Origin of the sequence: Pseudomonas sp. R4-39-08 (assembly GCF_003852275.1) — a bacterium.
In the GTDB taxonomy this organism is placed as follows: domain Bacteria; phylum Pseudomonadota; class Gammaproteobacteria; order Pseudomonadales; family Pseudomonadaceae; genus Aquipseudomonas.
In genome coordinates this window covers 3,566,913-3,592,659 of record NZ_CP027733.1, presented here as the reverse complement: position 1 = coordinate 3,592,659, position 25,747 = coordinate 3,566,913, and the positions used below count along the sequence as shown (strand labels likewise).

Annotated in this window: 25 protein-coding genes; 17 read left to right on the top strand and 8 right to left on the bottom strand. The window is 61.8% G+C overall.

The features are described 5' to 3' along the window. Positions 1-186: 186 nt before the first annotated feature. From C4J88_RS16615 to C4J88_RS16605, 3 genes are all read left to right on the top strand, one after another. Positions 187-1,887 (top strand): glutamine--tRNA ligase/YqeY domain fusion protein, encoded by a 1,701-nt coding sequence (locus C4J88_RS16615; protein WP_124407584.1) that lies wholly within the window; start codon positions 187-189, stop codon positions 1,885-1,887. An 18-nt stretch (positions 1,888-1,905) separates the two neighbouring features. Continuing rightward, the gene (gene cysS, locus C4J88_RS16610; RefSeq protein ID WP_124407583.1) at positions 1,906-3,294 is read left to right on the top strand and encodes a cysteine--tRNA ligase; all 1,389 of its coding nucleotides are present in this window, start codon (positions 1,906-1,908) and stop codon (positions 3,292-3,294) included. A 296-nt stretch (positions 3,295-3,590) separates the two neighbouring features. Beyond that, positions 3,591-3,917: a nuclear transport factor 2 family protein gene (locus tag C4J88_RS16605; RefSeq protein WP_124407582.1), complete on the top strand. Its 327-nt coding sequence runs from the start codon at positions 3,591-3,593 to the stop codon at positions 3,915-3,917. Between the two features lie 79 nt (positions 3,918-3,996). On the opposite strand, the gene C4J88_RS16600 is transcribed toward C4J88_RS16605, so the two are convergent. Beyond that, complete coding sequence (locus tag C4J88_RS16600) at positions 3,997-4,326, bottom strand: helix-turn-helix domain-containing protein (RefSeq protein WP_124367459.1); 330 nt, start codon at positions 4,324-4,326, stop codon at positions 3,997-3,999. A 366-nt stretch (positions 4,327-4,692) separates the two neighbouring features. Here C4J88_RS16600 and C4J88_RS16595 point away from each other — a divergent pair, with 366 nt between their 5' ends. Further along, positions 4,693-5,454, top strand: a complete 762-nt coding sequence (locus C4J88_RS16595) for a GNAT family N-acetyltransferase (protein WP_124407581.1) — start codon at positions 4,693-4,695, stop codon at positions 5,452-5,454. Positions 5,455-5,517: 63 nt separating this feature from the next. Further along, complete coding sequence (locus tag C4J88_RS16590) at positions 5,518-6,636, top strand: acyl-CoA dehydrogenase family protein (protein ID WP_124407580.1); 1,119 nt, start codon at positions 5,518-5,520, stop codon at positions 6,634-6,636. A 140-nt stretch (positions 6,637-6,776) separates the two neighbouring features. On the opposite strand, the gene C4J88_RS16585 is transcribed toward C4J88_RS16590, so the two are convergent. From C4J88_RS16585 to C4J88_RS16555, 7 genes are all read right to left on the bottom strand, one after another. Next, on the bottom strand, positions 6,777-7,115 hold the full coding sequence (locus C4J88_RS16585; RefSeq protein WP_124367455.1) for a Na+/H+ antiporter subunit G: 339 nt from the start codon (positions 7,113-7,115) through the stop codon (positions 6,777-6,779). Next, complete coding sequence (locus tag C4J88_RS16580; RefSeq protein WP_005789171.1) at positions 7,112-7,390, bottom strand: K+/H+ antiporter subunit F; 279 nt, start codon at positions 7,388-7,390, stop codon at positions 7,112-7,114. Before C4J88_RS16580 ends, C4J88_RS16585 begins: the two co-directional genes overlap by 4 nt. Next, complete coding sequence (locus C4J88_RS16575; RefSeq protein WP_124371101.1) at positions 7,387-7,875, bottom strand: Na+/H+ antiporter subunit E; 489 nt, start codon at positions 7,873-7,875, stop codon at positions 7,387-7,389. Before C4J88_RS16575 ends, C4J88_RS16580 begins: the two co-directional genes overlap by 4 nt. Next, complete coding sequence (locus tag C4J88_RS16570) at positions 7,872-9,554, bottom strand: monovalent cation/H+ antiporter subunit D (RefSeq protein WP_124407579.1); 1,683 nt, start codon at positions 9,552-9,554, stop codon at positions 7,872-7,874. The genes C4J88_RS16575 and C4J88_RS16570 overlap by 4 nt, the downstream gene beginning before the upstream one ends. Beyond that, a complete protein-coding gene (locus C4J88_RS16565) occupies positions 9,551-9,895 on the bottom strand; it encodes a Na+/H+ antiporter subunit C (protein WP_124363330.1) in 345 nt (114 codons plus the stop codon). The genes C4J88_RS16570 and C4J88_RS16565 overlap by 4 nt, the downstream gene beginning before the upstream one ends. Beyond that, complete coding sequence (locus C4J88_RS16560) at positions 9,895-12,819, bottom strand: monovalent cation/H+ antiporter subunit A (RefSeq protein WP_124407578.1); 2,925 nt, start codon at positions 12,817-12,819, stop codon at positions 9,895-9,897. Before C4J88_RS16560 ends, C4J88_RS16565 begins: the two co-directional genes overlap by 1 nt. A 240-nt stretch (positions 12,820-13,059) precedes the next feature. Next, the gene (locus C4J88_RS16555) at positions 13,060-13,989 is read right to left on the bottom strand and encodes a DMT family transporter (RefSeq protein WP_124407577.1); all 930 of its coding nucleotides are present in this window, start codon (positions 13,987-13,989) and stop codon (positions 13,060-13,062) included. Positions 13,990-14,081: 92 nt separating this feature from the next. On the opposite strand from C4J88_RS16555, the gene C4J88_RS16550 reads away from it, so the two are divergent. From C4J88_RS16550 to C4J88_RS16495, 12 genes are all read left to right on the top strand, one after another. Beyond that, positions 14,082-14,645 carry a helix-turn-helix domain-containing protein gene (locus C4J88_RS16550; RefSeq protein ID WP_124407576.1) on the top strand — a complete coding sequence of 188 codons (564 nt, stop codon included), beginning with the start codon at positions 14,082-14,084 and terminating at the stop codon, positions 14,643-14,645. Between the two features lie 184 nt (positions 14,646-14,829). Continuing rightward, positions 14,830-15,180, top strand: coding sequence for a hypothetical protein (locus tag C4J88_RS16545; RefSeq protein WP_124407575.1), 351 nt, complete (start codon positions 14,830-14,832; stop codon positions 15,178-15,180). Positions 15,181-15,485: 305 nt separating this feature from the next. Then, positions 15,486-16,682, top strand: a complete 1,197-nt coding sequence (locus C4J88_RS16540) for an SfnB family sulfur acquisition oxidoreductase (RefSeq protein ID WP_124407574.1) — start codon at positions 15,486-15,488, stop codon at positions 16,680-16,682. A 12-nt stretch (positions 16,683-16,694) separates the two neighbouring features. Then, positions 16,695-17,021 (top strand): acyl-CoA dehydrogenase, encoded by a 327-nt coding sequence (locus tag C4J88_RS16535; RefSeq protein ID WP_124407573.1) that lies wholly within the window; start codon positions 16,695-16,697, stop codon positions 17,019-17,021. Next, on the top strand, positions 17,021-18,454 hold the full coding sequence (locus C4J88_RS16530; RefSeq protein ID WP_124407572.1) for an LLM class flavin-dependent oxidoreductase: 1,434 nt from the start codon (positions 17,021-17,023) through the stop codon (positions 18,452-18,454). Before C4J88_RS16535 ends, C4J88_RS16530 begins: the two co-directional genes overlap by 1 nt. Before the next feature lie 112 nt (positions 18,455-18,566). Next, positions 18,567-19,415 (top strand): AMP-binding protein, encoded by an 849-nt coding sequence (locus tag C4J88_RS16525; protein WP_124407571.1) that lies wholly within the window; start codon positions 18,567-18,569, stop codon positions 19,413-19,415. Beyond that, positions 19,412-20,182, top strand: coding sequence for an ABC transporter ATP-binding protein (locus C4J88_RS16520; protein WP_124371091.1), 771 nt, complete (start codon positions 19,412-19,414; stop codon positions 20,180-20,182). Before C4J88_RS16525 ends, C4J88_RS16520 begins: the two co-directional genes overlap by 4 nt. Then, the gene (locus tag C4J88_RS16515; protein WP_124367443.1) at positions 20,182-21,063 is read left to right on the top strand and encodes a branched-chain amino acid ABC transporter permease; all 882 of its coding nucleotides are present in this window, start codon (positions 20,182-20,184) and stop codon (positions 21,061-21,063) included. The genes C4J88_RS16520 and C4J88_RS16515 overlap by 1 nt, the downstream gene beginning before the upstream one ends. Positions 21,064-21,067: 4 nt before the next feature. After that, positions 21,068-22,117, top strand: a complete 1,050-nt coding sequence (locus tag C4J88_RS16510) for a branched-chain amino acid ABC transporter permease (protein WP_124407570.1) — start codon at positions 21,068-21,070, stop codon at positions 22,115-22,117. Positions 22,118-22,138: 21 nt separating this feature from the next. Then, a complete protein-coding gene (locus C4J88_RS16505) occupies positions 22,139-23,479 on the top strand; it encodes an ABC transporter substrate-binding protein (RefSeq protein ID WP_124407569.1) in 1,341 nt (446 codons plus the stop codon). 3 nt (positions 23,480-23,482) lie between these two features. Then, the gene (locus tag C4J88_RS16500) at positions 23,483-24,250 is read left to right on the top strand and encodes an ABC transporter ATP-binding protein (RefSeq protein WP_124371088.1); all 768 of its coding nucleotides are present in this window, start codon (positions 23,483-23,485) and stop codon (positions 24,248-24,250) included. A 12-nt stretch (positions 24,251-24,262) separates the two neighbouring features. Then, entirely contained in the window at positions 24,263-25,657 is a 1,395-nt protein-coding gene (locus tag C4J88_RS16495) for an FAD/NAD(P)-binding protein (RefSeq protein WP_124407568.1), read from the top strand. The last annotated feature ends 90 nt before the right edge of the window (positions 25,658-25,747 follow it).

Genomic DNA, 25,747 nt, shown 5'->3' with positions numbered 1-25,747 from the left:
AAACGGCGGCCAAGTCGCGCAGTTTAGCGTGCCCTGCAGGAATTTCGAGGTGGTTTTTTACCGCCAAGACAATTAAAGCAGCAGTTTTTGACCGCGCTCTGTCAGGCGGTTGACAGGTTCGGCTATGATAAGCCCTTTGTTTTATCTGGCCTCACCCGGCCACGAACCTGTCTGTTCAAGGATCCTATGAGCAAGCCCACTGTCGACCCTACCTCGAATTCCAAGGCCGGACCTGCCGTCCCGGTCAATTTCCTGCGCCCGATCATCCAGGCGGACCTGGATTCGGGCAAGCACACGCAGATCGTCACCCGTTTCCCGCCAGAGCCCAACGGCTACCTGCACATCGGTCACGCCAAGTCGATCTGTGTGAACTTCGGCCTGGCCCAGGAATTCGGCGGCGTCACCCACCTGCGTTTCGACGACACCAACCCGGCCAAGGAAGACCAGGAATACATCGACGCCATCGAAAGCGACGTGAAGTGGCTCGGTTTCGAATGGTCCGGTGAAGTGCGCTATGCCTCGCAATATTTCGACCAGTTGCACGACTGGGCCATCGAGCTGATCAAGGCCGGCAAGGCCTACGTCGACGACCTGAGCCCGGAACAGGCCAAGGAATACCGCGGCACCCTGACCGAGCCGGGCAAGAACAGCCCGTTCCGCGACCGTTCGGTAGAAGAGAACCTCGACTGGTTTGCCCGCATGCGCGCCGGTGAGTTCCCGGACGGCGCCCGCGTGCTGCGCGCCAAGATCGACATGGCCTCGCCGAACATGAACCTGCGCGACCCGATCATGTACCGCATCCGCCATGCCCACCACCACCAGACCGGTGACAAGTGGTGCATCTACCCCAACTATGACTTCACCCACGGTCAGTCGGACGCCATCGAAGGCATCACTCACTCCATCTGCACCCTGGAGTTCGAAAGCCACCGTCCGCTGTACGAGTGGTTCCTGAGCAACCTTCCGGTGCCGGCACAGCCGCGCCAGTACGAGTTCAGCCGCCTGAACCTGAACTACACCATCACCAGCAAGCGCAAGCTCAAGCAACTGGTGGATGAAAAGCACGTATTTGGCTGGGACGACCCACGCATGTCGACGTTGTCTGGCTTTCGCCGTCGCGGCTACACCCCGGCGTCGATCCGCAATTTCTGCGAGATGGTCGGCACCAACCGTTCCGACGGCGTGGTCGACTTCGGCATGCTCGAGTTCAGCATCCGCCAGGACCTCGACGCCAATGCCCCGCGTGCCATGTGCGTGTTGCGTCCGTTGAAGGTCGTGATTAGCAACTACCCGCAAGACCAGGTCGAAAACCTCGAACTGCCGCGTCATCCGCAGAAAGAAGAGCTGGGCGTGCGCAAGTTGCCATTCGCCCGTGAAATCTACATCGACCGCGATGACTTCATGGAAGAGCCGCCAAAGGGCTACAAACGCCTGGAACCCAACGGCGAAGTGCGCCTGCGCGGCAGCTACGTGATCCGTGCCGATGAGGCCATCAAGGACGCCGATGGCAACATCGTCGAACTGCGCTGCTCGTACGACCCGGACACCCTGGGCAAGAACCCCGAAGGCCGCAAGGTCAAGGGCGTGGTCCACTGGGTCCCGGCCGCTGCCAGCATCGAGTGCGAAGTGCGCCTGTACGATCGGCTGTTCCGCTCGCCGAACCCTGAGAAAGCCGAAGACAGCGCAAGCTTCCTCGACAACATCAACCCAGATTCGCTGCAAGTTCTCACGGGTTGTCGTGCCGAGCCATCGCTTGGCGACGCACAGCCGGAAGATCGGTTCCAGTTCGAGCGCGAAGGTTACTTCTGCGCGGATATCAAGGACTCCAAACCTGGTCATCCGGTATTCAACCGTACCGTGACCTTGCGTGATTCGTGGGGCCAGTGATTCTCTAAGGAAGCCGTTGTGCTAACGATCTACAACACACTCAGCAAGACCAAAGAAGTCTTCAAGCCGCTGGATGGCAACAAGGTGCGCATGTACGTGTGCGGCATGACCGTGTACGACTACTGCCATATCGGCCATGGCCGCAGCATGGTTGCCTTCGACCTGGTGACCCGCTGGTTGCGTTTCAGCGGCTATGACTTGACCTATGTGCGCAACATCACCGACATCGACGACAAGATCATCAACCGCGCCAATGAAAACGGCGAGGCGTTCGACGCGCTGACCGAGCGCATGATCGCCGCCATGCATGAGGACGAGGCGCGCCTCAATATCCTCAAGCCGGACATGGAACCGCGCGCCACGGACCACATCCCTGGCATGCACGCGATGATCCAGACCCTGATCGACAAGGGTTACGCCTACGCCCCGGGCAACGGCGACGTGTACTACCGCGTCGCCAAGTTCATGGGCTACGGCAAGCTGTCGCGCAAGAAAATCGAAGACCTGCGCATCGGCGCGCGCATCGAAGTCGACGAAGCCAAGCAGGACCCACTCGACTTCGTGCTGTGGAAAGCCACCAAGCCCGGCGAGCCGAGCTGGGAGTCGCCGTGGGGCGCCGGGCGTCCGGGCTGGCACATCGAATGCTCGGTGATGTCCACCTGCTGCCTGGGCGAGACCTTCGACATTCATGGCGGCGGCAGCGACCTGGAGTTCCCGCACCACGAAAACGAAATCGCCCAGAGCGAAGCGGCCACCGGCAAGACTTACGCCAATGCCTGGATGCACTGCGGCATGATCCGCATCAATGGCGAGAAGATGTCCAAGTCCTTGAACAACTTCTTCACCATCCGCGACGTGCTGGAAAAGTACCACCCGGAGGTTGTGCGTTATTTGCTGGTGTCCAGCCACTACCGCAGCGCCATCAACTACTCGGAAGACAACCTCAAGGACGCCAAGGGCGCCCTGGAGCGGTTCTACCATGCGTTGAAAGGCTTGCCTGCCGTGGCCCCCGCCGGCGGCGAAGCGTTTGTGGCACGGTTTACCGAAGTGATGAACGACGACTTCGGCACGCCGGAAGCCTGTGCGGTGCTGTTCGAGATGGTGCGTGAGATCAACCGCTTGCGTGAGACTGATCTCGACGCGGCGGCGGGTCTGGCGGCGCGCCTGAAAGAACTGGCGAGCGTGCTGGGCGTGTTGCAGATGGAGGCCGATGACTTCCTGCAAGCCGGCGCCGAAGGGCGTGTGGATGCGGCGCAGGTGGATGCGTTGATCCAGGCGCGTCTGGCGGCGCGTACCAATAAGGACTGGGCGGAATCCGACCGTATCCGCGACCAACTGACCGCGATGGGTGTGGTGTTGGAAGACGGGAAGGGTGGGACGACGTGGCGGTTGGCTGATCAGGCCTGATCGGTAAACGCTGAACGAAAAACGCCCCGACTGGTTCGGGGCGATCGTTCCCATGCTCCGCGTGGGAATGCATCCCGTGACGCTCTGCGTCACCCGTACGCATAGAGGGACGCGGAGCGTCCCAGGCGGCATTCCCACGCAGAGCGTGGGAACGATCAATTGTGTGAGCAGGCTTTGATACTTGGGCCTGCCTCATACTTACTTTGCAGTAAGTCCATTACCTTTTCGTGCGTTCTTGTGGCGAGTCGTGCCGGTTTCTATGCTGGAGTCCTATCCAATCTTCAGGAATACCCACCATGACCCTCGCGCTTGCCCCAGCCATCGCCCGTTACTTTGCCGCCGACGCCGCCAAAACAGGCGATTTCAGCGAATGTTTCACCGCCGACGCGGTGGTGAAGGACGAGGGCCACACTTATATTGGGTTGCCAGCTATCCAGGCCTGGAAGGACGGCACCGCCGACAAGTACACCTACACCAGCGAACCCTTCGCCTGTGAAGTACAGGGCGACAAAACCGTGGTCACCAGCCATCTGGTCGGCGACTTTCCTGGAAGCCCGCTGGACTTGCGGTATGTCTTCGGCCTGGAAGACGACAGGATCGCTGTATTGGAGATTCTGGTATGAGTTCGACCGCTGCGGGGTGCGCGGTCACTACAATCAGCGGCACCGAGTACGTGATCGACGGCGGTACCGTGCCCACGGTCTAAATCGCCGGCTTGACCGCCTGCCATTTGAGCAGGCCATCGAGCACCGGGCACAGGCTCTGGCCCCATTCGGTCATGCGGTATTCGACCTTGGGCGGCACCACCGGGTAGACCGTGCGGTGCACCAGGCCGTCGGCTTCAAGCTGGCGCAGTTGTTGAGCGAGCATCTTCTGCGAGATATCCGGGATCAGCCGCTCCAGGTCGGAATAGCGCTGTACCTGGCCACCGAACAAGTGGAACAGGATGATCAGCTTCCAGCGCCCGCCGAGCCAGGCGAGGGTGGTTTCGACGTCGGCTGCGGCGGTGGCGGGGGTGTAGGCGTTGCTCATCGCTCGATTCCTGGAAGGTGGCAAAATGGGCGGCACGAATGCGATCCATCGCCTGGCATCGATTGCACATTTTACATCAGGCGTAAAAAACGCCCGCTACCCAGGTGCGGGCATTATGCGCTCGGAGTTTAACCGGGCCGCGAAACGCGGTCGATGAATTTGCAGCAACCGCCGAAGGGTGTGCAGCCATTTTCCAAGCAACACCCTAAACACTGTCGGAACTGACTGGCGGTCAAAATGTTGACTTTCGCTTTGATTATAGTCTTGCCGAATTAACCCGAGGTTTCAGAGTTTCCTTACAGTCTCCCCTCAAGCAGGGCAGCTAATGTTTTGTTTATTACTTGTCGTTGTAAGAAGGGAAACTATATGCAAATGCTTACAGAAACCAGAAACGCGGGTTCAGGCTTGCCGCCGCATGGCGGTAAGTTGATCGTCGGCCTCGCCAGTACGTCAGAGCAACTGCGAGAAGTACAAGCCCTTCGTTATAAAGTATTCAATGAAACTTTTCAGGCGACGGCACTTACGAACGCGCAAGGTTTGAATGCCGATGAGTTTGATGATTATTGCGACCATCTTATAGTACGGGACATCACGACTGGCTGTGTGGTCGGTACCTATCGCTTAATGAGTCCTACGGCAGCCCGACACTTGGGATACTACTCGGAAAAGGAATTCGACCTGAGCCGATTGGATCATTTGCGCGATCGTATTACCGAAGTGGGGCATGCCTGCGTGCACCCTGACTACCGCAGCGGCAGCGTGATCATGATGCTGTGGTCGGGCTTGATAGCCTACATGCAACGTAAAGGATGTGATTATTTAATGGGGTGCGCCAGCGTCAGTTTGGCCGATGGCGGTTACCAAGCGTCGGCCATTTATCGTGCAATTACACCCAAACAATTCGCGCCGTCTGAATACCGTGTTACCCCTCATATACCCTTTGCACTTCATGACGTTAAAAATGAAAAACCTGTGCCCATGCCACCCTTATTAAAAGGTTATTTGCGCGGTGGTGCCTGGGTATGTGGCGACCCGGCCTGGGACTGTGATTTTCATACGGCTGACTTCTTTGTGTTGATGCCGTTATCGAATATAGATCAGCGCTATGCGCGCCATTACGTGAAGTAAATATGCCGGCACTCCGTTAGTGTGAATCGGGATACTGCATGAACCATCGAAGGGGTTAACGCTATGTTGTTGACAGAAGAACGAACCACTGCATTTGAACTGCTACCGCAATTGGCAACCTTTCTTGAGTCCGCATCGCTTTTGGAACTGGAACAGGGCCCGTCCCAACGACTGGCCGATCTGTTTCGCACCGTTGGCCGGCCTGGGCTTGCCATTGCCGAAGCGCTGGGTGGTGGGGGTGTCAGTGCACGCCAATTGGCGCAGTTGCACACGTGGGTCGGCGCACATTGCCCTTCACTGGCAGTGATGATGACCATGCACCACCACACCATCGCCGGCATGATGGCCGCCAGTTATTTCTTTCCTGATCTTGAGAAGTTGTTGAGCCTGGTTGCACGCAACGACTTGTTGGTGGCGTCCGGGTTCGCCGAAGGGCGTGCGCATTCGGATATTCTGGCCTCGACCATGACCGTGGAAAAAACCGCCGACGGCTATGTCGTGAATGGCAGTAAGAAACCCTGCACGATGACCCATCACTTCGACGTGATCACGTTTGGCGTCAATTACATCGATCCAGAAGGCCGCACGCATCTTGGCATCGGCGCGGGGTTGGCGGGTGATCCACGTATCGAGCGTAAGAAGTTCTGGGGCGTTCCTCATCTGCAAGCGGCGGACAGCCATGAGGTCATCTTCAATAACCTGGTGGTTCCCGAGTCCATGATGCATTTCAGCAACACGGTGGATGAGCAGCTCGATGAGGATCAACAGGGGATGGGTAACCACCTGTTTGCGATCTGGTTCCAGCTGCTGGCTGCGGCGTCCTACCTGGGCATGGCGTCCGCGTTGGTCTCGCGTGCTTTGACGGCGGCTAAAGGTTCGCCGGAAGACCGGGCACTGTTGCTGATCGACCTGCAAGGGGCGACGATGGCGTTGCAGGGGTTGGCCACTTCGATAGACGAAAACCGCTTCTTGCGCGCCGACCTGGCGCGTGCACAGGCCACACGCTTCTCGGTGCAGGAAGCGGTCAATCGTATCGGCACGCGTGCCTTCGAACTCATGGGCGGCATGGCGTTCATCTCGTCGGAAGAAGTCGCCTATCTGCTGGTGGCAACGCGTGTGTTGGCGTTCCACCCGACTTCCAGGGTCGCCAGCAGCGCATTTCTATGTGAGCAACTGGGCTAAAAAGGTTGGGGGGAACCAGATCTTTCGCCTGACACAAAACCAAATGTGGGAGGGGGCTTGCCCCCGATGGCGGAGTGTCAGTCACAGATGGTCTGACTGAACCACCGCTATCGGGAGCAAGCCCCCTCCCACATTTTAAATCAACGGCGGCTGCTGACCTCGGCGGGCACGTCGTCACCGGCCATGCGCTTGCGGAACAGCGCGGTACGGGCCAATAGCAAGGTGGTCACCGGCACGGTGATCGACAACAGAATCGGGATCAACCAGCCGTGCAACACCGGCCCGGACTTGAGCACCGAAAAGTAGATGATCGAGGCCAACGCCACGCACCACGCCCCAATGGTTGAGGCCAGGGCTGGCGGGTGCATGCGCTGGAAGAAGTCTTTCATCCTCAGCAAGCCAATCGCTCCGATCAACGCAAACACGCTACTGAGCACCAGCAGCACGGCCACGACGATTTCCATCCACAACGGCATCATTCAATCACCTCCCCACGCAGCAGGAATTTGGCCAGGGCGAACGAGCCGACGAAGCCGAACAGCGCGATCAACAGCGCGGCTTCAAAGTAGGTGTCACTGGCATAGCGAATGCCCAGCACCAGCATCATCAGCATCGCCAGGATGTACAGGTAATCCAGCGCCAGTACCCGGTCCTGTGCCGAGGGGCCTTTGAACAGGCGGATCAAGGTCAGCACCATCGCCAGGCTGAACAGGAACAGGCTGAACAGGATCGCATTGGAGAGCAGGGCGCTCATTCGAAGATCTCCATCAGGGGCCGCTCATAGGTGGCTTTGAAGTGCTCGATAAACGGCGCCTCCTCGTCCAGGTCGAACACGTGCAAGAGCAGGATGCTGCGGTCCAGCGCCAGTTCGGACCAGATGGTGCCGGGGATCACCGTGGTGATCATCGACAGCGCCGCGAGGCCGTTGGGGCTGCGCAGGTCCAGGGGGATCTTGATAAAGCGCGAACGCGGCGCGCGTGAGCCACAGGTCAAGACGCCCCAGGCCACTTGCAGGTTGGACACAATCACGTCGCGGCCCACCAGCAGGAACAGGCGCAGGATCACGCCGGGACGGCGCAGGCTGATCGGTTGCGGGCGCAGTGGCGCCATCATCAACGGCGCAAGCACGCCCAGCAGCGCACCGAGCAGCAGGTTGCCGGGGCTGATGGACAGGTTCAGCACCAGCCATAAGCCCAATAACGCCAGCGACAGCCACGGCGCGGGGAACAGGCGTTTCATGGCTGTACCTCCAGGGCGGCGGCCTTGGCTTCAGGGCTGGGGACCGGACGTGTCGCCATCACAGCTATTACGTAATGCTCAGGGTTATTCAGGCTGTTGGCGGTGGCCAGGGTGTAGCGCATCAGGGGCTCGGCCTTGAAGGTCAGCGCGATGCTCAGGCCCAGCAGCAGGAAGATCGGTATACATTCGTAGCGGCGCAGCAGGGGCGATGGGCGCTCTTCGGGTGTCCAGAAGCGCTGGATGCCGAGCCGTGCGAAGGCGATCAGCGAGGCCAGGCCAGACAGGATCAACAGCGCCACCAGGCCCCAGGCCGCCGGGCGAATGGGTTCATCCAGCGCATTGCCCAGGCCCAGCGGGTTGACCAGCGCGCTTAACAAACTGAGCTTGCCGATAAACCCGGACAGCGGCGGCATGCCAATGATCAGCAGCGCGCAGGCGACAAAACTCAACCCCAGGAACGCCATGGTCCAGGGAATCACCTGGCCGACCACGGCTTTCTGTTCATCGTCGAGGTTGACGCCGGGCCGTGGATGCAGGGATTCCATGGCCTTGGGCAGTGCGTCGATCTCTTCGTCCAGCGGCAGGTCATTGGCCGAGCGCGAGCGTTCGATCAATTCAGCCAGCAGGAACAGCGCGCTCAGCGCCAGGGTGGAGCTGACCAGATAAAACAGCGCACCCGCCGTCAGGCTCGGCTGGGCAAAGCCCACCGCCGACAGCAGGATGCCGGCCGAGACCAGAATGCTCAGGCTCGCCATGCGTTCCAGGCGCTGCGCCGCGAGCATTGCCAGTGCCGCGCAGACAATCGTGGCCATGCCGCCGTACACCAGCCAGTCACCGCCAAACAACGCCGAAGCGCCGGCCTGGCCGGAGAACAGCAGCGTCCACAAGCGCAGCACGGTGTACACGCCCACTTTGGTCATGATCGCGAACATCGCCGCTACCGGCGCGCTGGCCGAGGAGTAGGCCGGGGCCAGCCAGAAGTTCAGCGGCCACATACCGGCCTTGGCCAGGAACGCGGTGGCCAGGATCGCCGCACCGGCGTGCAACAGGCCGCGATCGGCCTCCGGCACCAGCGGGATTTTCAGCGCCAGGTCAGCGAAGTTCAGCGTGCCGGTGACCCCGTAGATCATCGCCGCGCCGATCAGGAATAGCGACGACGCCAGCAGGTTGATTGCGATGTAATGCAGCCCCGACGACACACGTGCGCGGCCCGAACCGTGCAGCATCAAGCCGTAGGACGCCGCCAGCAGCACCTCGAAAAACACGAACAGATTGAACAGGTCAGCGGTGAGGAAGGCGCCGTACAGGCCCATCATCTGCACCTGGAACAGCGCATGGAAACTGGTGCCGGCACGGTCCCAGCGGGCCATGGCGAACAGCAGCGCGCTCACGCCGATAATCCCGGTCAGCACCAGCATCAGCGCCGACAGTTGGTCCACCACCAGCACGATGCCGAACGGCACTTGCCAGTTGCCCGGCAGGTATACGCCGATCGAGCCGGGGCCGCCTTTTTGCGTCCAGTACAACAGCAGCACGGCAATGCCCAGCCCCAGCATGCTCGAAACCAGGTTGATTTTTGCCTTCAGCGGGCGGCGTTTCTCGCCGAGCATCAGCATCAGCGCGGCGGTCAGCAAGGGCAGCAGGATCGGCGCAACGATCAGTTGATTGACCCAATTCATGCCTTGGGCTCCCGGCCATCCACATGGTCGGTACCGGTCAGGCCCCGGGAGGCCAGCAGCACCACCAGGAACAACGCGGTCATGGCGAAGCTGATCACGATCGCCGTGAGCACCAGCGCCTGGGGCAAGGGGTCGGTGTAGTTGAGCAGGTCCTGGGGCACGCCGTCCTTGATGATCGGCTCCTTGCCGATAAACAGGCTGCCCATGCTGAAAATGAACAGGTTGACGCCGTAGGACAACAGGCACAGGCCCATCACCACCTGGAATGTCCGTGGCCGCAGGATCAACCAGACGCCGGAGGCCGCCAGCACCCCAATGGCAATTGCAATGACTTCTTCCATCAGGCGGCAGCTCCTTGTGGGTTGGCGACGGCTTTGAGCTGGTTGCTCGGTTTGTGCGCTCGCACCGATTGGTGGCCGAGGGCGGTGAGCATCAGCAGGGTCGAACCGACGACCATGGCGTATACGCCGACGTCGAAAAACAATGCGCTGGCGACATGGATATCGCCCAGCACCGGCACGCTCAGGTGCCAGGTGTGGGTGGTGAGGAACGGGTACCCGGCGAACAACGCACCAAGCCCGGTGAGGGTCGCCGACAGCAGGCCGAAGCCCATCCAGCGCATCGGCCGCAGGCTCATCTGCGCCTCGACCCACTGCGTGCCGGCCACCATGTATTGCAGGATGAACGCCACCGACATCACCAACCCCGCGACAAAGCCGCCGCCCGGTTGGTTATGGCCGCGCATGAACAGGTAGAACGACACCACCAGCGCTATCGGCAACAGCAGGCGCACCAGCACCGCCGGCACCATCATGAAGCCCAGGGCGGTGTCGCTGGCCTGGCGCGGGTTGACCAGGTCGGTGGCGACATCGGGCGCGAGCTGGCGCTGTTGAGGCGGCAGTTCCATGCTTTCTTTCGACGGGCGGAAGCGCCGCAGCAGCGCGTACACGGTCAGCGCCACCGCGCCGAGCACGGTGATCTCGCCAAGGGTGTCGAAGCCGCGGAAGTCCACCAGCATCACGTTCACCACATTGCTGCCGCCGCCCTCGGGCAGGGCGCGGCTGAGGTAGAACGAGGAGATATCGTTGGGCGTCTGGCGGGTCAGCATCGCGTAAGACAGCAGCGCCATGCCGCCGCCCACCACGGTGGACAGCAGAAAGTCGCGCAGGCGCCGGATACGCGCCTTGCGCAGCGAGCTGGGCAGCGGCGAGACTTCTTCGATCCGCCGTGGCAGCCAGCGCAGGCCGAGCAGGATCAGCACGGTGGTCACCACTTCCACCACCAGTTGGGTCAGCGCCAGGTCCGGCGCCGAGAACCACACAAAGGTAATGCAGGTCATCAGGCCGCATACGCTGACCATGGTCAGGGCCGCCAGCCGGTGGTACTTGGCCTGCCAGGCGGCGCCCAGCGCGCAGGCAATCGCCAGCAACCACAGGGTGACGAACACGATGGAACCGGGGATTTTCGGCCGGTCGCCCCAGCTCAGGCCGCTGTTGAACATGGGGATCATGGCGCCGATCACCGCGACGATCACCAGCAGGAACAATTGGGTTTGCAGGCGCTTGGTGCTGATGCGTTTTTCCAGGCGACGCACGCCGCGCATCATCAGCACCAGGCAGCGCTCGAAGCCACGCTTGCCGTTGAAATAGCCGACCAGGGGCGGGTAGGCGAAGCGGCCACGCTTGAGTTGTTTGCGCAGCATCAGGTACAGCACCACACCGCCGCACATGGCCACCAGGCTCATGATCAACGGTGCGTTCCAGCCGTGCCAGATCGCCAGGCTGTACTCGGGCAGCACGCCGCCCACCACGGGCAACGCGGCGGCGGCGAGGATCGAGCCGACCATCTGGGCCGGGAAGATCCCCACCAGCAGGCAGGTGAACACCAACAGTTCAACCGGCGCGCGCATCCAGCGCGGGGGTTCGTGGGGCGTGTGGGGCAAGTCGGTGGCAGGCGGACCGAAGAACACATCCACGGTAAACCGCAACGCATAGGCCACGCTGAAGGTGCCGGCGATGGTTGCGATCAACGGCAGGGTGATTTCCACCCATTTTGTCGCCGAGATAAACACCGTTTCGGCGAAGAACATTTCCTTGGACAAGAAACCATTGAGCAACGGTACGCCGGCCATCGAGGCGCTGGCCACCATCGCCAGGGTCGCGGTGAACGGGATCAGGCGCACCAGCCCACTGAGCTTGCGGATATCCCGCGTGCCGCTTTCGTGGTCGATGATGCCCGCCGCCATGAACAGCGAGGCCTTGAACGTGGCGTGGTTGAGGATGTGGAACACTGCCGCGACGGCCGCCAGCGGGCTATTGAGGCCCAGCAGCAGGGTGATCAGCCCCAGGTGACTGATGGTGGAATAGGCCAGCAGGCCCTTCAGATCATTTTGAAACATGGCGCAGTAAGCGCCGAGGAGGAGGGTGACGGCGCCGGCGCCGCCGACGATCCAGAACCATTCTTCGCTGCCCGACAGCGACGGCCACAGGCGGGCCAGCAGGAACACGCCGGCCTTCACCATCGTGGCCGAGTGCAGGTAGGCCGAAACCGGCGTTGGCGCCGCCATGGCGTGGGGCAGCCAGAAGTGGAAGGGGAACTGCGCGCTTTTGCTCAAGGCGCCGATCAACACCAGGGCCAGCATCGCCGGGTACAGCGAGTGCGCGCGAATCTGCTCGCCCGCCGCCAGCACCTGGTCCAGGTCATAGCTGCCGACGATATGCCCGAGCAACATCACCCCGGCCAACAGGCACAAGCCGCCCGCGCCGGTGACCATCAGCGCCATATAGGCCCCACGGCGCGCATCGGCGCGGTGGTGCCAGTAACCGATCAACAGGAACGAGAACAGGCTGGTCAGTTCCCAGAAGAACACGATCTGGATCAGGTTGCCGGAAATCACCAGACCGAGCATAGCGCCCATGAACGCCAGGAAAAACGCAAAGAAACGCGGCACCGGGTCGTCCGGCGACATGTAGTAACGGGCATACAGCGACACCAGCGCACCGATGCCCAGCACCAGCATCGAGAACAGCCAGGCGAAGCCATCCAGGCGCAGCACGAAGTTCAGGCCCAGGCTGGGCAACCACATGAATTCTTCACGGATAACGCCGCCATGGGCGATCTGGGGGTAAAGCATGGCGACTTGTACGGTGCCGACCAAGGCCACCAGGCCAGCCAGCAGGGATTCGGTGTTACGCGCGTTGTGCGGCAGCAAGGCCGCCAGACAGCTGCCAACGAAGGGCAGAAGCAGTAGAACTATCAGGGACATAGGCTTCTAATCTGCGGGAGTTTGGGATGCATCATACGTGCCGCTTTCGTGATCACCAAACGGCAAGATGTGGCAGGATCCTACAAGAGCATTAGAAAGCAGCTACAAGATGATCGTTCCCACGCTCCGCGTGGGAATGCATCCCGAGGCGCTCCGCGTCACCCTGACGCAGTCCTCAATGTGGACGCGGAGCGTCCAGGTCGGCGTTACCACGCGGAGCGTGGGAACGATCATCAAGGCTTAACCCTGTTGTTCCTGCTCGACCTCAGCTCGAAGTTCGAGCGCCTTCTGCCCCTTGGTTTTCATCTCACTCACAATCACCGCCAGCACAATCAACGCCGCGCCCACCATCGCAATCGGCGGGAAGCGCTCGCCGGCAAGCCGTCCCACCACGCCCGCCCACACCGGCTCGCCGGCATAGATCAGGGTAGCCCGGGTCGGCGAAACACTCTGCTGCGCCCAGTTCATCGCCACCTGGATCACCGCGCTGGTCAAGCCCAGGCCCACCGCACTGAACAACAGCAACCACGAAAAGCCCGGCAATGCCTCGCCCATCGGCACCACCATCAGGAACGACAACAGCGACGCCGTGGCCAGCTGCACCACGGTTACCCGACGCACATCCACTTGCCCGGCAAAGGCGCTGATCAGAATGATTTCGGCGGCTACCGCCATTGCGCAGATCAGCGTGGCGATTTCACCGGGGCTGAAATTGAAAGAAGCGCCGGCCGGCCCGGTCAACAGCATCAACCCGGCAAACGCCAGCATGATGCCAATACTCGGCAGCAGTGCCGGGCGCCGCCCCAGTACCAGCCATTGCAATAACGGCACGAACGGCACATACAACGCGGTGATAAACGCCGACTGACTGCTCGGAATGCTCTGTAGGCCAATGGTCTGCAAGCCATAGCCAAACATGATCGCCACGCCGATGAACACCCCGGCTTTCAACTCGAACAGGGTCAGGTCGCGCAAGGTACGCAAGGAAAAAAAGCCGACTACAATGGCCGCCGCCGCAAACCGCAGGCCGACGAAAAACATCGGCCCGCTGACGGCCATGGCATGCTGCACCAGCAAAAAGGTGGCGCCCCAGATCATGGTGATCACCACCAGGATGCATTCGGCTTTGCGCAAGCGATTGAAACGCGAAGGAGAGTTCGGGGCAGTCATGGCGGCTCGGTCTTGCAAGGGAAAGGCACGGACCGCACAATGCGCCGCACCCTGGGCAGTATACTGCGCACACCCACCCATTGAGCAATATAGTGCACAAAGAAAATCCGCAACGGGCTTCGGTCCTGCAACACGTCAGCCAGAATGTGCGTCGCCTGCGTCATGCCGCCGACCTGAGCCAGACCGCGCTGTCGGAAAAGTCCGGGGTCAGCCGGCGCATGCTGGTGGCGATCGAGGCGGGGGAGAAGAATGTCAGCCTCTCCACCCTCGACCGCGTGGCCGAAGCGTTGGATGTGGCGTTCAGCGACCTGATCCAGGCCCCGGATGCGCCCGACCACAGCCGCATCAATGAGCTGGCCTGGGCCGGTGACATCCCCGGCAGCAAGGCCGTGCTGCTCGCCAAGGCCACTGCCCGGCGCGAAGTGGAGTTGTGGGAGATGCGCCTGGAGTCAGGAGATAGTTACAGCCCCGAACCGGACCCGGAAGGCTGGAGCGTGCAGGTGTTTGTGTTTGAAGGCAGCCTGAGCCTGCTTTTGGACGGGCAGGAAACACATGTTGCCGCGGGTGAGTTCTACATGTTTGCCAGCCGTCAGGCCCACGCTTATCGCAATGATGGCGACGTGGCCGTGCGTTTCGTACGCAACGTGGTGCTTTAGTTTTAATTTGAAGCAGCTACTGCATTGTCAACTGTCAACGTTCACAGGTGTCAAGGCGGCATTAACAGCTTATTATCGGCCGAGTAGTCTTCATAAAGAACATCGTGTGTTTGAATGCTTGCATGTTTTGTCCGTCTCGAGCGTTCTTAGTTGGCTACCTAACTCAACATACGGAGATGGTCTAATGAGCGAAATATATATTGAATTGGATAACATGGTTCCAGCACCTGCTATCGAGCCCCTGCATAATGGCGTTATTCATTATCAGGATATGGTGGACGGTAAGGGTGTGTTGGTGATCAACCCCTTTAAAGGTATGGCGCCAGGGCAACAAATCCATTGGAGAGTCCGCGGTGATGGCACGTTGTTAAGTGATTTTGAAGTGACAGAGGTTAAACAATACACCGTCTCACTGAACCGTCGCGTTTTTAGTATTCATGAAGTCACTGCTTCCTATGAAGTGCGATTGGCGGGCGAACCAATATTTGCCTCGTTGGATGCCATTTACAAAGTACAAGGCTACCCGACCAAGTGAAAGTCGTTTGGTTTCCGGCAAGACTCCTGTTGTAGTTTTGGTACCTCTTCCATGCTTGGAGTCTGCCTGTCGGCCCGCGCATTCGCCCGTTATCCCCTGTTTTGGAACGCCTCTGCCAGCCCGGTCGCCGAACGCTGGAATGACTTACACTGTTCGCTGAACAACAGGCAACGAACAGTTTGCTGATTTATTGTATTCGGGCTGAGTGCTATTCGATTGTAACTTATTGAATTTATTTGATATTGGCTTTAGGCACGACTCCTGCAGTCACACAGGTCATCCCAATCGGAGCCTGGAGTCGGCTTATGTCAGCCCACCCTCAACACCCTGCCCACATCATTCGCTCGGACGCGGAGGCCATCGAGATCGCCACGCGCCTGGCCGAACATTTTGCCGTCGACGCCAGCGCGCGTGACCGTGACCGCCGCCTGCCCGTTGCCGAACTCGACGAGTTTTCCGCCAGCGGCCTGTGGGGCATCACCATTCCCAAAGCCTATGGCGGCGCCGGGGTGTCCTATGTGACGGTGGCCGAAGTGATCAAGTTGATCTCCGCCGCCGACCCGTCCCTGGGGCAGATCCCGCAGAACCATCTGGGCGTGGTGGATATCCTGCTGCAAACCGCCACTGAGGAGCAAAAACGTCACTATTTCGGCAAAGTCCTGGCCGGCTATCGGTTCGGTAACGCCTTTTCCGAAGCCAAGAGCAAAAACGCCGGCACCTTCGATACCCAGATTCGCTTTCATGGCGACACCGCGCAAATCGACGGCGAGAAGTTCTACTGCACCGGCGCGCTGTTCGCCCATATCGTGCCCACTGTCGGCAATAACGAAAACGGCCAGGCGTTCATCGGGTTTGTCGAGCGCGATGCGCCAGGGCTGACCGTGATCGACAACTGGGACGGCTTCGGCCAGCGCACCACCGCCAGCGGCAGCGTCATCCTCGACGGCGTGACCTTGCCACTGAGCGCGGTGATACCCGCTCATCTGGCCTTCGATCACCCCACGGCCGATGGCCCGATTTCGCAGATAATCCAGGCGGCGGTTGATACCGGGATTGCCCTCGGTGCCCTGGAGCAAGCCAAGATTTTCGCGCGCCAGGCCCGTCCGTGGATCGACAGCCAGCAGGAACACGGCTGGCAGGACCCGTTCACTATTGCCGCGATCGGCGACCTGGAATGGCGCGTGCACGGCACCGAAGCCATTCTCGCCAAAGCCGGCAAGGCAGTGGACCAGGCGCTGGCCGAGCCGAGCGAAGACAGCGTGGCCCACGCCTCGTTGGTCGTCGCCCAAGCCAAAGTGCTGTCGGCGGAAACCGCCTTGCTCGCCAGCAGCAAGCTGTTCGAACTGGCCGGCACCCGCTCGGTGACCGGCAAGCACAACCTCGACCGCTTCTGGCGCAATGCGCGCACCCACACCCTGCACGACCCGGCGCGCTGGAAGTACCACCTGATCGGCAACTTCGTGCTCAACGGCGTGAAGCCTGCGCGCCACGCCTGGAACTGAGGAACCTTACCCATGACCGCATTGAATCAGGCGCGCCAACTGCTGGAAAGTACCCGACGTTTTGTCGCAAAAAGTGATGACCCTTACGTAATCAGCCGCTTCGGTGATTTGCAGATTCGCGTCGACGTGGCCGCCGCTTTGTTTGAACGCGCCGAAACCCATCCGAGCCCGGTCGCCTTGGCCGAAGCGCAAATCGCGGCTGCCGAAGCCCTCATCGTCGCCAGTAATGCCGAATTCGAACTGACCGGTCAACGCACCGCGCTGCCATCGTCGGTGGATGACCCGTTGCGCTGGAAATACCAGGTCGTCGGCAACTACCACCTCAACGGAGTGCTCTGATGTCCCGTGAAATCCGCTTGAATGCCTTCGACATGAACTGTGTCGGCCATCAATCGCCTGGGTTGTGGGCGCACCCGCGTGACCGCTCGTGGCAATACAAAGACCTGGAATACTGGACCGACCTGGCGAAGATCCTTGAGCGCGGCAAGTTCGACGGCCTGTTTATCGCCGACGTGCTGGGCATCTATGACGTGTACAACGGCAACGGCGACGCGGCGATTCGCCAGGCGACCCAGGTGCCGGTCAATGATCCGTTATCGCTGATCACGCCGATGGCGCTGGTCACGGAGCACCTGGGTTTCGGCCTGACGGCGTCATTGTCGTTCGAGCATCCGTATCCGTTCGCCCGCAGGCTTTCCACCCTCGATCACCTGACCAAGGGCCGCATCGGTTGGAACATCGTTACCTCCTACCTGGAAAGCGGCGCCAAGAACCTCGGCCAGAAGGCCCAGACCGAACACGACGCACGTTATGACTACGCCGAGGAATACCTGGAAGTTTGCTACAAGCTCTGGGAAGGCAGCTGGGAAGAGGGCGCGGTGCTGCGTGACCGCGAACGCCGGATTTTCAGCGACCCGAGCAAGATCCACGAGATTCGCCATGTGGGCAAACACTTCCAGGTGCCAGGCATTCACCTGTGCGAACCCTCGCCACAGCGTACGCCGGTGCTCTACCAGGCCGGGGCATCCAGCCGTGGCAAACAGTTCGCCGCCGAACAGGCCGAGTGCGTATTCGTGGCCGCGCCGTCCAAGGTGCTGCTGAAAAAGACCGTCGCCGATATCCGCCGCCGCGCCGCCGAGGCCGGGCGTGATCCGCGCAAAATCCTGATCTTCAACCTGCAGACGGTGATCGTCGGCGAGACTGATGCGCAGGCCAAGGCCAAGTTCGACGACTACAAGTCCTATGTCAGCTACGAAGGCGCGATGGCGCTGATCTCCGGCTGGACCGGTATCGATTTCAGCCGCTTCAGGCCCGACGAACCGCTCAAGCATGTGCATACCAACGCCATCCAGTCGGCGGTGGAAGCCTTCTCCACGGCGGATCCGAACAAGGTCTGGACGCCGAATGAACTGGCCGACTGGGTCGGCATCGGTGGCTTTGGCCCGCTGTTTGTCGGCGGGCCGCAGACGGTCGCGGACCTGCTCCAGGAATGGGTGGAAGAGACCGATGTGGACGGCTTCAACCTGGCCTATGCGCTGACCCACGAAACCTTCATCGACGCGGTGGATTTGTTGGTGCCGGAGTTGCAGAAGCGCGGGGTGTACAAGACCGAATACGCCCAGGGCACCTTGCGCGAGAAGTTGTTTGGCGAGGGGCCGAGGTTGGGCGCCAATCACCCCGGTGCCGGCTACCGCGACCTCTCTACCCTACACAAAACCAATGTGGGAGGGGGCTTGCTCCCGATAGCAGTGGGCCAGTCAAAGGTGGTTTAACTGAACCACCGCCATCGGGAGCAAGCCCCCTCCCACATTTTGATCTTCTTTGTTTGATAGAACCCAGCCAGCGGACCACCGCACGCCCACCCCTGATAGGAGCATCACCCCTATGAGCGTGCCCGAACCCAAAGCCGCCCTGGAACGCCTGCACCACTGGGCACAGCTCACGCCGTTGCACATCGCCCTGCGCCACAAGCGCCAGGGCCAATGGCATGCCTGGCGCTGGATCGACGCGTTGCGCGACGTCGAACGCGTGGCTGACGGCTTGCGCCAGCAGGGCTTCAGCGAACAGTCGCGGCTGGCACTCAGCGGCGCATTCGAGCCGAACCTATTGTTGCTGGCGCTGGCCGCCCAATCCGTGGGCGGGCAGGTGCTGACGCTGGCCGACAGCCTGGAGCCCCAGGCCTTGCAGCAGCAGCTGTGGCGCATTCGCCCCAGCCACGCCTACGTGCAGGGGCGCCAACCCGATTGGGAGTTCACCCGACGGTTGGACTTCGTCCAGTTGCTTGGCCCCGTAGACCCCGCGCAACGCATCAGCCGCTGGTGGCACCCCAGCGGCGAAACTCTGCTGTGGAGCGAGGAGGGCACCCACTGGCAAGGTGGCCTCGCCGTGGTGTTGGAACAATGGCTGAACAGCGGCCACGGCCTGGCCTTCCCGGAGACCCTGGCCTCGGCGCGGCGCGACCGCAGCGAAGTCGCCCCCACCGGTCTGCTGCTGTCGCCCGAACGCTTGCAGCACCTGGCCGACGACATCGAAAACCGCCTTGCCCCCCGCGGCACCTGGCGCCGACGCCTGTGTGACTGGGCCATCGCCCATCCCCAAAGCGGCCTGCGCCGGTTGTTGAAAAATCGTGTGCGTACGCTGCTGGGCTTCCAGCGCCTGGGCTATATCTGGCAGCCACTTAAAGCCACTGCCGAGCCTACCTGGCTGGCCGAATTCAAACGGGACATCGCATGAGCCAGGCAATTCTCCAAGTGCGTGATATTTCGCTGTCGTTCAAAGGCGTCAAGGCCATCAACGCGTTGTCTTTCGAGGTGCGGCGCGGTGAGATCTGCGCGCTGATCGGCCCTAACGGCGCCGGCAAAAGCTCGCTGCTTAACGTGCTCAATGGTGTGTATCGCTTCGATGCCGGCGAGATCCTGTTCGAGGCGCAACGCTTGCATCGCATCGACCCGCTGAGCGCTGCGCGCAGAGGCATTGGCCGTACGTTCCAGAACAATGCGCTGTTCAAGAAAATGAGCGTGCTGGACAACCTTCTCACCGGCCTGTCGCGGCATATGCGCAGCACCTTCATCGAACAGGCCCTCGGCTTGCCCCGCGCGCGGCGTGAAGCCGAAGCGTTCCGTGAGCGCGCCCAGGGCATCCTGGACTTCCTGGAGTTGCAAGCCCATCGCGAGGTGCTGGTGGGCAACCTGTCCTATGGCTTGCAAAAGCGCGTGGAACTGGGCCGAGCGTTGATCGCCGGGCCCAGCCTGTTGTTGCTGGATGAGCCCATGGCCGGGATGAACGCCGAGGAAAAACAGGAAATGGCGCGCTTCGTCGCCGACGTGAACCGTGACCTGGGCACCACCGTGGTGTTGATCGAGCACGACATGGGTGTGGTCATGGGCCTGTCCGACCATGTGGTGGTACTCGATTACGGGCGCAAGGTCGGCGACGGCACACCCGCCGAGGTGCAGGCTAATCCCGAGGTGATTGCGGCCTACCTGGGAGTGACACATTGATGACCTTCTTCTTCGAAACCCTGCTCGGCGGCCTGCTCGCCGGCACCTTGTATTCGCTGGTCGCCATCGGTTTTGTGCTGATCTACAAGGCCAGTGGCGTGTTCAACTTTGCCCAGGGCGCGATGCTGCTGTTTGCCGCGCTGACATTCGTCAGCCTGCATGACCAGGGCGTACCGTTTGCCTTGGCGTTGCTGCTGACAGTGATCGTGATGGTCGTCGGCGCCTTGCTCATCGAACGCCTGGTGCTGCGGCCGCTGGTGAACCGTTCGCAGATCACCCTGTTCATGGCCACCCTCGGCCTGTCATTCATCATCGAGGGCCTGGCGCAAGGCTTGATGGGCTCGCAGGTGCGCGCGCTGGACCTGGGCATCGATGACGTGCCGCTGTTCGTCGGCCCGCTGATGCTCAGCCAGTTCGACCTGATCGCTGCGGCCACCGCCGTGGTGCTGGTGACGGTGCTCGCGCTGCTGTTCAACAAGACCCGTATCGGTGTGTCGTTGCGCGCGGTGGCGGATGACACCACGGCGGCGTTGTCCATTGGCATCAACCTCAACCGCATCTGGCAGATCGTCTGGGCAGTGGCCGGCATCGTCGGGCTGGTGGCCGGGCTGTTGTGGGGCGCGCGTCAGGGCGTGCAATTCTCCTTGTCGCTGGTGGTGCTCAAGGCCTTGCCGGTGCTGATCATCGGCGGCTTCACCTCGATTGGCGGGGCGATTGTCGGCGGGCTGATTGTCGGCGCGGCGGAGAACCTCGCCGAGGTGTATATCGGCCCGTGGATCGGCGGCGGCATCACGCCGTGGTTCGCCTATGTCGTGGCCCTGGCCTTCCTGTATATCCGTCCCGCCGGCCTGTTTGGCGAGCGCGCTATCGAGCGAGTCTGAAGCCATGTCGACCTCTGTTGCACAACCCACCGCGCCGCTGCTGCTGGTGCCGCGTCGCTTGCCCTGGGGCCTGTTCGCCTGGCTGGCGCTGGCGTTTATCGCGGTACCGCTGTGGGGCAATGATTATTGGCTCAATGCGATTCTGGTGCCGTTTCTGGTGCTGTCGCTGGCCGGGTTGGGCCTGAACCTGCTCACCGGTTACACCGGGCAGACATCGGTCGGCGCGGCGGGCTTCATGGCGGTCGGGGCCTTCGCCACCTACGGTTTTCTACTGCGCCTGCCGGAGTTGGGCTTGCCAGTGGCGTTGCTCGGCGGCGGGATTATCAGCGCGCTGGTGGGCCTGTTGTTCGGCCTGCCCAGCTCGCGGATCAAGGGTTTCTACCTGATGGTGACGACGCTGGCGGCGCAGTTTTTCCTTGAGTGGCTATTCGTCAAATTCCCCTGGTTCTACAACTATGGCTCCTCCGGGACGATTTCCGCCCCGCAGCTGACGCTGTTCGGCCACGACCTCAATACCCCGTTGGGCCGCTACTGGCTGACCCTGGTCACGGTGCTGCTGTTGACCTGGACCGCCGTCAACCTGGTGCGCAGCCAGGTGGGGCGCAACTGGATGGCGATCCGCGACATGGACACCGCGGCCGCCGTGGTCGGCATTCCGGTGGTGCGCTACAAGCGCCTGGCGTTCGCGATCAGCTCGTTCTATTTAGGCGTGGCCGGTGCGCTGTGGGCCTTCGCCTACCTGGGCACGGCCAGTGCCAGCAGTTTCGATATCAACCGCTCGTTCCAGATCCTGTTCATCATCATTATCGGTGGCATGGGCAGCATCGCCGGCAACTTCGTGGGCGCGGCCTTTATCAGCTTGCTGCCGATTCTGCTCAGCCACGCCGGGCAGGCGCTGTTCGGCGGCGCGGTGGATGCGGGGCAGTTGCAGAACCTGCAGAAAATCATCTTTGGCGTGTTGATCATCGTGTTCCTGATCAAGGAACCCGAGGGCCTGATTCGCCTGTTGCACAACCTGCGTGAGCGTCTGCGGCAGTGGCCGCTGCGCTTCTAACCTTCCCTCAAGAGAATCTCCATGCGTGCATCCCTGAAACGTTCCCTGGTCGGCACCGCATTCGCGCTGGCGGCCTTGACCGGCGCCGTGCCCCAGGCCATGGCTTCGCCCGACCAGCAATTCATTCCCCTGGCCACCTACCGGGTCGGCGCCTATGCCTCCAGCGGCGTGCAGGTGTGGGCCGGGATGATCGACTACCTGCGCTATATCAATGAAGTCGAAGGCGGCATCAACGGCGTGAAGCTGGTGTGGCAGGAGTGCGAGACCGAATGGACGGCGGAGAAGGGCATCGAGTGCTACGAGCGCTTCAAGAATGGCTTGGACGGCGCGCCGGTCGCGGTGTACCAGCCCAACGGCGCGCCGGCGGCCTACGCCCTCAGTGAACGGGCGGAAGTGGACAAGATCCCGCTGATCACCTTGGGTTACGGGCGCACCGAAGCCACCGACGGCACGGTGTTTCCCTACAACTTTCCGGTGATGCTGACCTTCTACAGCGAGGCCTCGACCCTGGTGAACTACATCGCCGAGCGCGAAGGCGGCTTTGACAAACTCAAGGGCAAGAAGATAGCCACGGTCTATCACGACTCGGCCTACGGTCGCGAAACCCTCGGCCCGTTGAAGCTGCTTGCCGAAAAATACGGTTTTGAAAATATCCAGATCCCGGTGGCCGACCCCGGCAACGAGCAGTCGGCGCAGTGGCGCCAGGTCCGCCAGGCGAATCCGGACTGGGTATTCCTGCGCACCTGGGGCGTGTCGACCCCGGTGGCGGTGAAGACGGCGGCGCGCTTCGGCTTCCCGGTCGACCATATCATCGGCGATATCTGGGCCAGTTCCAGCGAAGACGTGTTACCCGCCGGCGTCGCCGCCAAAGGCTACCTGGCGCTTACGCCGTACCCGGCAGGCAGCGACTTCGAGATCCACAAACGCCTCAAGCAATACGTCCTCGACAAGGGCCACAGCGACCTCAAGGACCTGAAAAACTTCGGCAGTGTTTACTACAACTCAGGCCTGGTGAACGCCGCTGTGGCGGTGGAGGCGATCCGCACGGGCCAGGCCCGCTTCGGCAAGCGCCCGCTCAATGGCGAAGAGGGTCGCTGGGGCCTGGAACACCTGAATATCGACGATGCGCGCCTCAAAGACATGGGCTACCTGGGCCTGATGCAGAACCTCAAGCTGTCCTGCCGCGACCACGAGGGCGGCGGCTCGGCGCGGGTGCAGCAGTGGGACGGTGCCAACTGGGCGCTGATCAGCGACTGGATCGCCGCCGACCGTGCGCTGTTGCGTCCGCTGATCGATGAAAAGTCCGCCGCGTTCGCCAAGGAAAAACACCTGACGCCACGCACCTGCAACGGGGATGAATAAACCATGAATCAGCCTGCCATCGAGCCAGGGCGCCCGGCGTTGCTGACGGTCGACGACATCGAGGTGATCTATGACGGTGCGATCCTGGCGGTGGCCGGGGTGTCGCTGAGTGTGCCCAAGGGCGCCATCGTTGCGTTGCTCGGCGCCAATGGCGCCGGCAAGAGCACCACCCTCAAGGCCATTTCCGGGTTGGTGCGGGCCGAGCGCGCCGAAGTCAGTCGTGGCCGCATCGAATACGCCGGCCACGACCTGGCGGGTGTGGACCCCAGCCAGCGCGTGCGCCAGGGTATGGTGCATGTGCTGGAAGGCCGCCATGTGTTCGGCCAGCTCACGGTGGAAGACAACCTGCGCAGCGGCGGCTTCGTGCGGCGCTTGAGTCGCAAGGAACTGGCCAGCGACCTGGAGCGAATCTACACCTGGTTCCCCAGGCTCAAGACCAAGCGCCACACCCGCGCCGGGCTGACCTCCGGGGGCGAGCAGCAGATGGTCGCCATTGGCCGGGCGTTGATGACCCGTCCTGCGTTGGTGCTGCTCGACGAGCCATCGATGGGGTTGGCACCGATGATCGTGCAGGAGATCTTCGCGATCATTGCGCAGCTCAACCGCGACGAGCAGGTGAGCTTTCTGATCGCCGAGCAGAATATCAACGTCGCGCTCACCTATGCGTCCCAGGGCTACGTGCTGGATACTGGGCGAGTGGTGCTGAGTGGCAGTGCCGCCGAGCTGTTGGCACGGGGTGATTTGCATGACATTTATCTGGGTAAACGCTAAGGGCGAACGTGCATGAGTGAATCCATCCGCAACGCTGATGTACTGATCGTCGGCGGCGGCCTGAGCGGTACGATGCTGGCGGTGCAGTTGCTGCGCCTGCCAGGCCGGCGGCGCATCCTGGTGATTGAGCCGCGCGCGGAACTGGGGCGGGGCGAGGCCTACAGTGCGGTCGAGCTGGGCCACACCTTGAACGGCAATGCGGCGCGCATGAGTGTCGACCCGGACAATGCCGATGACCTGACCCAATGGCTCACCGCCTACATCGACGCCGGGGGGTGGCCGCAGGCGGCGCAGCAGCCGGTGCCCATCAGCGAGCTGTTCCCGCCTCGCGGGATTTTTGGCCTGTACGCGCAGCAGCGCCTGGCTGAGGCCAAGGCGCTGTCGGCTTCCACGGTCGAGCATGTCCGTGCAGAGGTGGTCGACTTACAGGTTGAGGCTGCCGGCACCTTGGTGTCCCTGGATAACGGCGGACGCCTGCGTGGCACCTTTGCGGTATTGGCCACCGGCATGTTTCCGGCGGCCCGCACGCCGCAGACCGAATCCAGCGGACTGAACGCTGCGGCGCTGGACCCGTGGGACGTACAGGCCATGACCCAGCTCGACCCGCATGCGACCGTGCTGATCATCGGCTCCGGGCTGACCATGGTGGATGCCGTGGTGTCCCTGGAACACGCCGGGCACCGTGGGCCGATCGAGGTGTTCTCGCGCCATGGTCTGTTGCCCCATGTGCGCCGCCAGCCGCCGGGCTGGGACGACTTTCTTGGCGCTGATTACGGGCTGCGCAGCCCTCGGCAACTGGTGCGTGAGGTGCGGCGACAATGCCGCATCGCGCTCGACCAGGACATCGATTGGCAGGCGCCGCTGGACACGGTGCGGGTGCACATCGCGAGGTTGTGGAGCCAGGCCAGCGACCGCGAGAAACGCCAGTTCGTGCGGCATGTGCGGCCATGGTGGGAAAGCCATCACCACCGTTCGCCGCCGTTGAGTGCGCAGTTAGTCGAACGCTTGCATGCAGAAGGACGCCTGCAGATTCACGCGGCGTCGTTCAAGGGGCTGGTGCCTTCGGCCAGCGGTGTGGCGATTCGCCTGCGCCATCGCGGCGAGCAGGCGCTCACCCAGGTGCACGGAGCGGCGCTGATCAACTCCAGCGGCATCGAATACGACTGGCGCCGCGTGGCCAGGCCGTTGCCGCAACAACTGCTCAAGCGCGGGTTGATCCGGCCGGGGCCGTTGGCGCTGGGGATTGCAGCGGACACTTCTGGCGCGGTACTGGATGCCCAGGGCCAGGTGAGTGAGCGGCTGTTCGCCATGGGCCCGCCATTGCGCGGGATGTGGTGGGAGAGTACGGCGGTGACCGATGTGGCGATTCAGGCTAAAGCACTGGCCGCCAGGCTCACACAAATTTAAATGTGGGAGGGGGCTTGCTCCCGATGGCGGAGGGTCAGTTAAAGCATGTGTGACTGATTCACCGCTATCGGAGCAAGCCCCCTCCCACAT

What these genes read in the sequence shown, in the direction of transcription:
- C4J88_RS16615 (WP_124407584.1), top strand. Translation starts at nt 187, where the DNA reads ATGAGCAAGCCCACTGTCGACCCTACCTCGAATTCCAAGGCCGGACCT.
- C4J88_RS16605 (WP_124407582.1), top strand. Translation starts at nt 3,591, where the DNA reads ATGACCCTCGCGCTTGCCCCAGCCATCGCCCGTTACTTTGCCGCCGAC.
- C4J88_RS16600 (WP_124367459.1), bottom strand. Translation starts at nt 4,326, where the DNA reads ATGAGCAACGCCTACACCCCCGCCACCGCCGCAGCCGACGTCGAAACC.
- C4J88_RS16595 (WP_124407581.1), top strand. Translation starts at nt 4,693, where the DNA reads ATGCAAATGCTTACAGAAACCAGAAACGCGGGTTCAGGCTTGCCGCCG.
- C4J88_RS16590 (WP_124407580.1), top strand. Translation starts at nt 5,518, where the DNA reads ATGTTGTTGACAGAAGAACGAACCACTGCATTTGAACTGCTACCGCAA.
- C4J88_RS16585 (WP_124367455.1), bottom strand. Translation starts at nt 7,115, where the DNA reads ATGATGCCGTTGTGGATGGAAATCGTCGTGGCCGTGCTGCTGGTGCTC.
- C4J88_RS16580 (WP_005789171.1), bottom strand. Translation starts at nt 7,390, where the DNA reads ATGAGCGCCCTGCTCTCCAATGCGATCCTGTTCAGCCTGTTCCTGTTC.
- C4J88_RS16575 (WP_124371101.1), bottom strand. Translation starts at nt 7,875, where the DNA reads ATGAAACGCCTGTTCCCCGCGCCGTGGCTGTCGCTGGCGTTATTGGGC.
- C4J88_RS16570 (WP_124407579.1), bottom strand. Translation starts at nt 9,554, where the DNA reads ATGAATTGGGTCAATCAACTGATCGTTGCGCCGATCCTGCTGCCCTTG.
- C4J88_RS16565 (WP_124363330.1), bottom strand. Translation starts at nt 9,895, where the DNA reads ATGGAAGAAGTCATTGCAATTGCCATTGGGGTGCTGGCGGCCTCCGGC.
- C4J88_RS16560 (WP_124407578.1), bottom strand. Translation starts at nt 12,819, where the DNA reads ATGTCCCTGATAGTTCTACTGCTTCTGCCCTTCGTTGGCAGCTGTCTG.
- C4J88_RS16555 (WP_124407577.1), bottom strand. Translation starts at nt 13,989, where the DNA reads ATGACTGCCCCGAACTCTCCTTCGCGTTTCAATCGCTTGCGCAAAGCC.
- C4J88_RS16545 (WP_124407575.1), top strand. Translation starts at nt 14,830, where the DNA reads ATGAGCGAAATATATATTGAATTGGATAACATGGTTCCAGCACCTGCT.
- C4J88_RS16540 (WP_124407574.1), top strand. Translation starts at nt 15,486, where the DNA reads ATGTCAGCCCACCCTCAACACCCTGCCCACATCATTCGCTCGGACGCG.
- C4J88_RS16535 (WP_124407573.1), top strand. Translation starts at nt 16,695, where the DNA reads ATGACCGCATTGAATCAGGCGCGCCAACTGCTGGAAAGTACCCGACGT.
- C4J88_RS16530 (WP_124407572.1), top strand. Translation starts at nt 17,021, where the DNA reads ATGTCCCGTGAAATCCGCTTGAATGCCTTCGACATGAACTGTGTCGGC.
- C4J88_RS16525 (WP_124407571.1), top strand. Translation starts at nt 18,567, where the DNA reads ATGAGCGTGCCCGAACCCAAAGCCGCCCTGGAACGCCTGCACCACTGG.
- C4J88_RS16520 (WP_124371091.1), top strand. Translation starts at nt 19,412, where the DNA reads ATGAGCCAGGCAATTCTCCAAGTGCGTGATATTTCGCTGTCGTTCAAA.
- C4J88_RS16515 (WP_124367443.1), top strand. Translation starts at nt 20,182, where the DNA reads ATGACCTTCTTCTTCGAAACCCTGCTCGGCGGCCTGCTCGCCGGCACC.
- C4J88_RS16510 (WP_124407570.1), top strand. Translation starts at nt 21,068, where the DNA reads ATGTCGACCTCTGTTGCACAACCCACCGCGCCGCTGCTGCTGGTGCCG.
- C4J88_RS16505 (WP_124407569.1), top strand. Translation starts at nt 22,139, where the DNA reads ATGCGTGCATCCCTGAAACGTTCCCTGGTCGGCACCGCATTCGCGCTG.
- C4J88_RS16500 (WP_124371088.1), top strand. Translation starts at nt 23,483, where the DNA reads ATGAATCAGCCTGCCATCGAGCCAGGGCGCCCGGCGTTGCTGACGGTC.
- C4J88_RS16495 (WP_124407568.1), top strand. Translation starts at nt 24,263, where the DNA reads ATGAGTGAATCCATCCGCAACGCTGATGTACTGATCGTCGGCGGCGGC.